Source organism: Microseira sp. BLCC-F43, assembly GCF_041929235.1.
GTDB lineage: Bacteria > Cyanobacteriota > Cyanobacteriia > Cyanobacteriales > Aerosakkonemataceae > Microseira.
This window is the reverse complement of the sequence record NZ_JBHFNP010000136.1, coordinates 1-7907: the sequence shown is the minus strand read 5'-3', so window position 1 is coordinate 7907 and position 7907 is coordinate 1. Positions and strand designations below refer to the sequence as shown.

The following is a 7907-nucleotide window of genomic DNA, read 5'->3' as shown; positions in this document are numbered from 1 at the left end:
AATACCCGCCGCAAAGGTAATGCTGTTGTCGATCAAACTATAATCGCTGCCGTTGCCTGCGGTGCCAGCGATGGCGTAGTTAACTGTGAGTGGGGAGGCGGTACTGCCGGTGCGGGTAAAGGTGAATTGTCCGGGGTTAAGTGCCATGCCGCTATCGGTTTCGCCGGCATTGGCGTCGCTGGCAGCGATGGTAACGATAACATCAGTCCCTTCATAGCTGATGTTCCGCACTAAGTAATCGGAACCATCTTGTTTGAAGGGGGTGGTTTGGTAGGTAGAGGTTGGACTATCGTAAGGTTTGGCAGAGAACCGCAGTTCGTCAAAGCTAAAACCAGAACCGGGAATGGCATCGATCTTAAATTTGAAACTGCCATCTGTGCGATCGCCGATGAAAGTTATCCCATTTGGGGACATAGTAATAGGCTTTGGATTGACTGGCGCATTGAGGCGAGCGATTGTAAAGTTGGTGGGTGACACCAGCTGCCCATTGTTGTATAGCTGTAGGAAACCAACTTCATTGCCTTGATCGCCTTCTGTAGGTAATTTGGGACTCAAGGCACTCAATTCAATTGTTGTGCTGGTAATGTTTTGGTTATCTGCCCATTTGAATATCAGTTCCTGAGATTCACCATTATTGGGGTTATGGTTGATTTCCGCCCGAATTTTATTGGTTTTGGTGTACCAACCATCATAGGAATCTGCGACGCCGATGCCTGCGATACTCGCAAAGGTATCATTACCTGCTTGATTTAGGTTAGTCAGAGCCAGATTGTCGAGGTTCTGTGCTGGGTTAGTGGAGAAATTTAACAGCGAGAGATTGGGTCCTGTCCCGTTGAAAGTTGTGCTGGTTTTCCCAGAGAGCGTAATTCCTTTTTCCTGAGCAGCTTTAATCCACTCATTTTGGAAATTGTTTAACCCGATTAGGTCGTTGGTATAGTCACCAGTTCTGCCCAAAAAACCTGAGATGTTAGCCATAATTTTCCTTGTGACCATCAGAAACTGAGGGCTAAGGGGTTCTATTTCCCTTTAGCCCACGCACTCAGAATCAAACTTTAAGCTGTTCCACATTTAACTTGCATAATTCTCAGGCTGGAAACTTCTGATCAGCCTAGAGCGTCTGGGCAAATTAGATGTGGTTTGGCTGAGTAATTGAGATGCCTCAACACCTTTTCTTGCTGGCGAAGTTTTATCCGGAAAATTTCTAAAAGATTTTCACTCACCCGAAAATTTCTGCGCTCGCGAGTACAGAGCGGGTCTGTATTGGCTGCAAGGCCGAGGAAAAATGTATTCAAAAATACATTTTTCCTCGGCCTAGTAGCAAAGCAATATATAAGATCGCAGCAAGAAACCCGGTTTCTGGGATCTTCCCGCGTCAGTTCTGTGAAATGCCTAAATAGTTTTTCCTCATGGTCAAGTTTTATCCGGACAATTATCGCTATCGAACGTGGAATTCAACTACATTGCTTCTAATCGTGACATCGTAACTGGCAAAGAAGTCTTGTCCGAGCAATCCCACGTCTAGTTGGGGTGCGATGGCAACGGGTACATCCGTCATCACAGCACCGCCTACCGCAATCGAATCGACAAAGCCTACATCAAATGCTGCTGCTTTATGACTCGGTGTCTTGGCTAAAACCTTGCCTACTGGTCTCACTCCCAACGCAGCTGCCATTTGTGACGTGATTACCACGCCGCTGGCGCCAGTATCCAGAATCATCGGAAATTTTTGCCCGCCGTTAAACGTCACCAAAATCACTGGCGTACCCCCCAGCCGTCCAATAATCGGGGCGCGAAATACCCGTGGAGTGGAGTTTCGGGCTTGACTTTTTCCCAGATTTGGGTTATAAGCTACCACTGGTTCGCTGGGGGGATTGGCTTTGCGGTTAGCGGCGGCGAGATTTTTTTGGTATTCTGCTAGTTTGGTTTTAGCGTTCTGCTGATGCTGGCTGGAAGCAGGCACGGCTTTGAGTAGTTTAATCGCTTCAGTCCAGCGACTGCTGACGATTTTCCAATCGTCTGTAGAGGAGGCGGCTTGACTGAGACTGGCAGCGCTAGCCGCTTTGTCCAGCGCTAGTTCGTAAGTATCGATGGCGCTGCTGGGCAGATTGTTTTTAGCTTGGATGAGTTGCTTTTGGGCTGGGGGGGCGCTTTTGGGCGCAGCGACAATGGTAGATGGCTGGGTTTGGCTGCTAGAGTTAGTTTTTGGCTGTTCGTTGGTGCAAGCAATGCTGGTAAGTGCTAAAAAGCCTGAGAGCAAAACTAGGACGGAACTCTGGCGCGAAAGCTTTTCCATGACGGTAGGTTGTGTAATTACTTTTAAAGTTTTTTCCAGGCTTATGACTATTTAAACCCACCAGCAAAATATGTAATTTCCGATGCGCTAGCCCAGCAGCGAACAAATGCGATCGCATCTCGACACTTAAGTGAACTACCCACACCAAGCTTAAGCTATGGTGTGGGCTTCCCTATTCATCGGGAATCGCCAGAACCACCGTAGATTTTTTACGTCCCGATGCCATTGGTCTTACATCCCCTCCTTGGGCAGAAGCGCTAGTTCCTAACGCCAAAATTCGCAAACCTTCATTTCTAATGTTTATCGCCCCATTGATGTCCCTGTCATGCTGCTTTTGGCAGTGAGGGCAATCTACAAACCTTACTCCCAAAGAATTATAACCATTTTGCAGTATCGGGATTGGGAGTAGAGTCTCACTACAAAGTTGAGAGGATGGAAAGAAACGGCCTACTTCAAGATAGGTATGTCCAAACCTTTGGGCTTTGTACTTAAGCATGGTTAAAAACATTCCCCATCCCCGGTCGTTAATAGCTTTCGCCAGGTTGGGGTTTTTTACCATATTCTTCACTGCCAAATCTTCCACACAAATCACTTGGTTTTCCTATGCTATATTGCGAGATAGCTTGTGCATAAAATCTTCTCTTACCCTAGCTATTTTGCTATATATATTTGCTACTAAATATTTAGCTTGGCGACGCTTGTTGGATGTTTTGTCTTTCTTTTTGGCTAGTTTCCTTTGCTTAGGTTTTATCTTCTTTTCTAGATCAGCTAACTGCTTTTTAGCCAGGTCATATTTTGAACCTTCCGAAGTTGTAGCAAAGTTCTTTAAACCAAGGTCAACTCCGATTGCTTCTTTAACCGCAATTACAGGATTGTCCTCAAGATTGAAAAGAATAGAAGCATAGTACCGACCATCAGCATTTCTCGATATAGTGACAGTCGTGAATTTTGCATCGGGCAGAGCTCGATGAAACACGGTTTTGATAACCCCCAAGCTTCCAGGAAACTTAATCGCCGAATCCGAGGGCATTAGTTTAACGTTTTGGGGGTATTGAATCGATTGCTTACCATGCTTGGACTTGAAATTAGGAAATTTAGCGCGTCCCTCAAAGAAGTTGACAAATGCGCTTGAAAGATTGAATGTTACTCGTTGCATAACTTGACTATAGGCAAGTCCCAACCATTCATATTCCTTCTTCAGTTTTGGCAGCATCTTGTCCATTGCAGCCTTAGATAACCCTTTTCCTGTTTCTTTGTACGCAGTAGTAGTGGCATTAAGCATGTAATTCCACAACCATCGAGTATTGCCAAAACATTGAGCAAGGTATGACTCTTGCTCTTTTGTGGGATAGATTCTGACTTTGACTGCTCTGTACATGGCATCGACCTTACCGTGTTTCTCTGTTCATGATAACGGCTCCTGAGCGATATTGCGCGATCAGCTATCATTTCTTAATGATTGATTCGCTACCGCTGGGTTTATTTGTTGGTCGCAATTCATCTGAACACTAACCCTACGGGTATAGTGCCAGCCCCCTCGCGACATTTAAGTAAGGTTTCATTATTTCCCCTTAGCGCTCGTGTGATAATGGCATGGATCAAGATCGAAAAAGAGTAATTGAAAGTATGCCCCTTTTTGATGCTCATCCGGCGCTGCTGGTGATGGCAGATGGCACGGCTTATCGGGGCTGGTCGTTTGGCGCGCCCGGAACTACGATTGGGGAAGTCGTGTTTAACACCGGCATGACCGGATATCAGGAAGTATTGACCGATCCCAGCTACTGCGGTCAGATAGTGCTGTTTACCTATCCAGAATTAGGCAATACTGGAGTCAATCTCGAGGACGAAGAATCAGAACGGCCTCAAGTACGGGGTGCGATCGCGCGCAATATCTGTACTCGCCCCAGCAATTGGCGCTCGACTCAATCCCTCCCCGACTACCTCAAACAGCACCAAATCCCAGGGATTTACGGCATCGATACCCGCGCCCTCACTCGCAAAATTCGTCAATTTGGCGCGATGAACGGCGGAATTTCCACCGAAATTCTCGACCCAGTGGAATTGCTAGCCTTAGTCCAAGCCGCCCCCAGCATGGCAGGATTAAACTTAGTCCGGCAAGTCACAACGCAACAGATCTACGAATGGTCTGAGCCTACCACAACGGGATGGGAGTTCAACCCAGAAGCCAAACCAGCAGAAGGCGAAACCCTCACCGTCGTTGCACTTGACTTTGGCGTCAAGCGGAATATCCTGCGGCGCTTAGCAAGTTACGGTTGTCGCGTCATCGTCGTCCCCGCCCATACCCCGCCAGAGGAAATCCTCAAATATAATCCTGATGGCATCTTTCTTTCCAACGGACCTGGAGATCCAGCCGCCGTCACCGAAGGTATCGAAACAACCAAAGCCCTTCTACAAAGCCAAAAACCCGTATTTGGCATCTGCATGGGACACCAGATTCTCGGCTTGTCTCTGGGCGCCGATACTTACAAGCTAAAATTCGGTCATCGCGGCTTAAATCAACCTGCCGGTTTGCAAACCAAAGTTGAGATCACCAGCCAAAACCACAGTTTTGCCATCGCTCCCCATAGCTTACCCGATGCGGATGTAGAAATTACCCACCTTAACTTGAACGATCGCACCGTCGCAGGCTTGCGTCACAAATCCCTACCCCTGTTTTCTGTACAGTATCACCCAGAAGCCAGCCCCGGCCCCCACGACGCCGACTACCTGTTCCACCAGTTTGTCCAAGCGATGCGGCAAGCAAAACTGGCAACGGCTGATGTGAATTAAGCATTGAGCGGGTAAGATCTAAGCAAAAAGCAACTGTGCTAAAATTGCTCTCATCAGTACATAGGGTGGGCTACACCCGAATTTACGCTTGTGGACAAGCAGGAGCAGACTCCCTTGGTTGAAGCAAGAAGCAGACCCTCTAAAGGAAACTTTAGTTGAATGACTAGCTTTAAACAAGTTTGGTCAAGTTCTGTATAGCAGCCTCGACCGTAAGCACGAAGCAGCTAGGAGGGTATTATTCCCGAGCAACTAACCTTGACAGTTAGCCTCAGAGGCACGCGGGAAGTCAAGGAAAAATACCAGTTATTTCGCCTTACAGGCTTATTAGACGCTTTTTCGGAGCCGACTTTCCGGAAGGTGATTGGCAAGTGTATCGATGAAGGGCCAAAGCAAGTGGTTTTGGATCTGTCTAAGATAGACTTTGTCGATAGCTCTGGATTGGGCGCTCTGGTGCAGCTAGCCAAGAAGGCTAAAGGTGCGGAGGGGGGTTTGCAAATAGTGACCAATGCCCGGGTAACGCAGACTGTCAAGCTCGTGCGCTTGGAACAGTTTCTATCTTTGCAGCCTTCGGTGGAAGCTGCCCTGGAAACAATACCGTAATCTGCTCCCCCGCTATCCTTAAATAGGTGTAGTGGGGGAATTACTGCTGTCGATTGATTGGTTAAAAGCTACTCAAAATTTGGGGTTAATTCTAACAACGCTTGTTCAATCCGCCGCTCACAGAAGTTTGCTCGATAACACAAATTCAGCAGCTTTCGCCTTTGGCGTTAGCTTATCTGGGGGATGCAGTTTACGAGCTTTACATCCGCAGCCGTTATCTTATGCCCCCCAAGCGATCGCAAGACTATCACAATCTTGTGGTGGCACAGGTAAGGGCGGAAACTCAGGCTAAACATCTGCGAAGTCTCACCCCCCACCTCACCCCCGCCGAACTGGAAATACTCAGGCGGGGGCGCAACGCGGCGGCTAGTGGTCCCAAGCGAGTAGAGCGGGAAATATATCAACAGGCGACAAGCTTAGAAACCTTAATGGGTTACTTGTACATCACCGATCCCCAACGATTAAATCAGCTATTGGCACAACTAGAACTGGATCGCCAACCAGAGCAATAGGCTTAAATCATTCTCAAGATTGCTGTAATTTTCCGCCGAGTCGAATAAAGTAAAAACCGTAGGGTTGATATGCAACCCGGACAATCTCATGACTAATAAAGACCGCAATGCTGATGCTAAGGGCAGGCCAAATCCAGGTAAGCCCTTCAAATCGAACGGCAAGCGCCGCATCGTCACTAATAAAGACCTCACCCCCGCGCGAACTGCCGCCCCCAGTACCCGTCCGCCTGTTGTTAAACCGGCTATTAAGCAGAGCAAGCCGATTAAAATCACTGGTGCTGCTGAAGAAGTTAAACCGGCTGTTAAGCAGAGCAAGCCCTTGGAAACGACTAGCGCTAGCGAAGAAACAGATTTAATCTACGGTCGCCACACGGTTTTGTCGGCGTTGGAGAATGGGCGAAGTCTCAACCGCATTTGGATTTTACCCCAGTTGCGTTACGATCCCCGCTTTCATACATTATTACTCGAAGCTAAAGCGAATGGCACGGTAATTGACGAAGTCGATCCCAAACGTTTGGATCAAGTCACCCACCGAGCCAATCACCAAGGCGTAGCGGCTCAAATTGCACCCTATGCATATATAGAATTGGGGGATTTGATTGCACGAGCAAAATCGGTTTCCGAACAGCCGGTGATAATTGTCATCGATAGCATTACCGATCCGCACAATCTGGGTGCGATTATTCGCACGGCTGAAGCCTTGGGAGCGCAAGGAATGGCGATCCCGCAACGACGTGCGGTGGGGATCACCTCAACGGTGATGAAAGTTGCTTCTGGAGCTTTAGAAAGTTTTCCAGTGGCGAGGGTTGTCAATCTTAGAGAAGCTCTGGAAGAATTGAAAGCGGCTGGTTTTTGGATATACGGTTTAGCAGTCAATGGCAATCAACCAATACACGCCGCTCGATTAGAGGGTGCAACGGTTCTGGTGATTGGCTCTGAGGGCGAAGGTCTGAGTCTGCTGACCCAACGCTGCTGCGATTTTTTGGTTTCGATTCCGCTGCAAGGCAAAACACCCAGTCTCAATGCCTCGGTAGCAGCCGGAATGGCTCTGTATGAGCTGTTTCGCCAGCGCTGGTCGAATATGTTACAGCTCGAAACCGTGAAAAAGAAAGAGGGTGAAGGGGAAAGACAATACCTGGAAAAAAGAAAGGTAACAGAGTATAAAGAAAAGTAACAGAAAGGCAGAAACCGCGTTGCATAGCTAAACACAAGTAGAAGCCATGAAAGAACAGTTGACCAACATGCTAGAGTTCTTGGGTTTGGCTTGGTGGGTCGAAATCATAACGCAGAACCCCAGCTGTACCTATTATTTCGGCCCATTTATGAGCTACGAAGAAGCCCAGGAGGCTCAGGATGGCTACATCGAAGACTTGCAAGGGGAAGGGGCGCAAGGGATCTCTGTGGCGATTAAGCGCTGTAAGCCCACTGAACTGACGATCTTTGATGAAATGGGGGAGATGATTGACTCTCAAGCATCGCCAGCATATGGGTAATTGCTAATTGCTAATTGCTAATTGGTCAGAGATCGCGGGCGGGTTGGGATAGAGTCTCAATTATGGCATCGATGCTTGTTGACATCCTCACCGCCCTGAAGGGACGGTGATTCCAAGAATCACTTCTTGCTGGCTCTCCTCTTTCCACGACTCGACTTACATTGAGGAGTTTCCTCACCAATACAGAGGTCGATATCTCCAGAGGCGTTTGACAACGTT

The 7907-nt window shown here is 48.0% G+C and carries 10 protein-coding genes; 5 read left to right on the top strand and 5 right to left on the bottom strand.

Annotation, left to right across the window (positions count from 1 at the left end):
- The 4 genes from ACE1CM_RS19385 to ACE1CM_RS19370 all read right to left on the bottom strand — a co-directional run.
- On the bottom strand, positions 1 to 975 hold a 975-nt coding region (locus tag ACE1CM_RS19385; protein ID WP_374879450.1), incomplete at its 3' end, for a hypothetical protein.
- 460 nt (positions 976 to 1435) lie between these two features.
- Complete coding sequence (locus ACE1CM_RS19380; protein ID WP_374879448.1) at positions 1436 to 2293, bottom strand: TIGR02281 family clan AA aspartic protease; 858 nt, start codon at positions 2291 to 2293, stop codon at positions 1436 to 1438.
- Positions 2294 to 2465: 172 nt separating this feature from the next.
- Positions 2466 to 2852, bottom strand: a complete 387-nt coding sequence (locus ACE1CM_RS19375) for a zinc ribbon domain-containing protein (protein ID WP_374879446.1) — start codon at positions 2850 to 2852, stop codon at positions 2466 to 2468.
- 42 nt (positions 2853 to 2894) lie between these two features.
- Positions 2895 to 3671, bottom strand: coding sequence for an RNA-guided endonuclease InsQ/TnpB family protein (locus ACE1CM_RS19370; protein WP_374879445.1), 777 nt, complete (start codon positions 3669 to 3671; stop codon positions 2895 to 2897).
- A 248-nt stretch (positions 3672 to 3919) separates the two neighbouring features.
- Here ACE1CM_RS19370 and carA point away from each other — a divergent pair, with 248 nt between their 5' ends.
- From carA to ACE1CM_RS19345, 5 genes are all read left to right on the top strand, one after another.
- The gene (carA, locus tag ACE1CM_RS19365) at positions 3920 to 5083 is read left to right on the top strand and encodes a glutamine-hydrolyzing carbamoyl-phosphate synthase small subunit (protein ID WP_374879443.1); all 1164 of its coding nucleotides are present in this window, start codon (positions 3920 to 3922) and stop codon (positions 5081 to 5083) included.
- A gap of 255 nt (positions 5084 to 5338) precedes the next feature.
- The gene (locus ACE1CM_RS19360; RefSeq protein WP_374879441.1) at positions 5339 to 5683 is read left to right on the top strand and encodes an STAS domain-containing protein; all 345 of its coding nucleotides are present in this window, start codon (positions 5339 to 5341) and stop codon (positions 5681 to 5683) included.
- 101 nt (positions 5684 to 5784) lie between these two features.
- Positions 5785 to 6195, top strand: a complete 411-nt coding sequence (locus ACE1CM_RS19355; protein ID WP_374879439.1) for a Mini-ribonuclease 3 — start codon at positions 5785 to 5787, stop codon at positions 6193 to 6195.
- Between the two features lie 88 nt (positions 6196 to 6283).
- Entirely contained in the window at positions 6284 to 7369 is a 1086-nt protein-coding gene (gene rlmB / locus ACE1CM_RS19350) for a 23S rRNA (guanosine(2251)-2'-O)-methyltransferase RlmB (protein WP_374879437.1), read from the top strand.
- A gap of 46 nt (positions 7370 to 7415) precedes the next feature.
- Positions 7416 to 7688 carry a DUF1816 domain-containing protein gene (locus tag ACE1CM_RS19345; protein WP_226587225.1) on the top strand — a complete coding sequence of 91 codons (273 nt, stop codon included), beginning with the start codon at positions 7416 to 7418 and terminating at the stop codon, positions 7686 to 7688.
- 25 nt (positions 7689 to 7713) lie between these two features.
- Here the strand turns inward: ACE1CM_RS19345 and ACE1CM_RS19340 are convergent.
- Positions 7714 to 7907, bottom strand: a 194-nt coding sequence (locus ACE1CM_RS19340; protein ID WP_374879435.1) for a hypothetical protein, incomplete at its 5' end; no start/stop codon positions are given.

Excerpts from the sequence above, each read along its gene's own strand:
- ACE1CM_RS19380 (WP_374879448.1), bottom strand. The coding sequence starts at position 2,293 with ATGGAAAAGCTTTCGCGCCAGAGTTCCGTCCTAGTTTTGCTCTCAGGC.
- ACE1CM_RS19375 (WP_374879446.1), bottom strand. The coding sequence starts at position 2,852 with ATGGTAAAAAACCCCAACCTGGCGAAAGCTATTAACGACCGGGGATGG.
- ACE1CM_RS19370 (WP_374879445.1), bottom strand. The coding sequence starts at position 3,671 with ATGTACAGAGCAGTCAAAGTCAGAATCTATCCCACAAAAGAGCAAGAG.
- carA (WP_374879443.1), top strand. The coding sequence starts at position 3,920 with ATGCCCCTTTTTGATGCTCATCCGGCGCTGCTGGTGATGGCAGATGGC.
- rlmB (WP_374879437.1), top strand. The coding sequence starts at position 6,284 with ATGACTAATAAAGACCGCAATGCTGATGCTAAGGGCAGGCCAAATCCA.
- ACE1CM_RS19345 (WP_226587225.1), top strand. The coding sequence starts at position 7,416 with ATGAAAGAACAGTTGACCAACATGCTAGAGTTCTTGGGTTTGGCTTGG.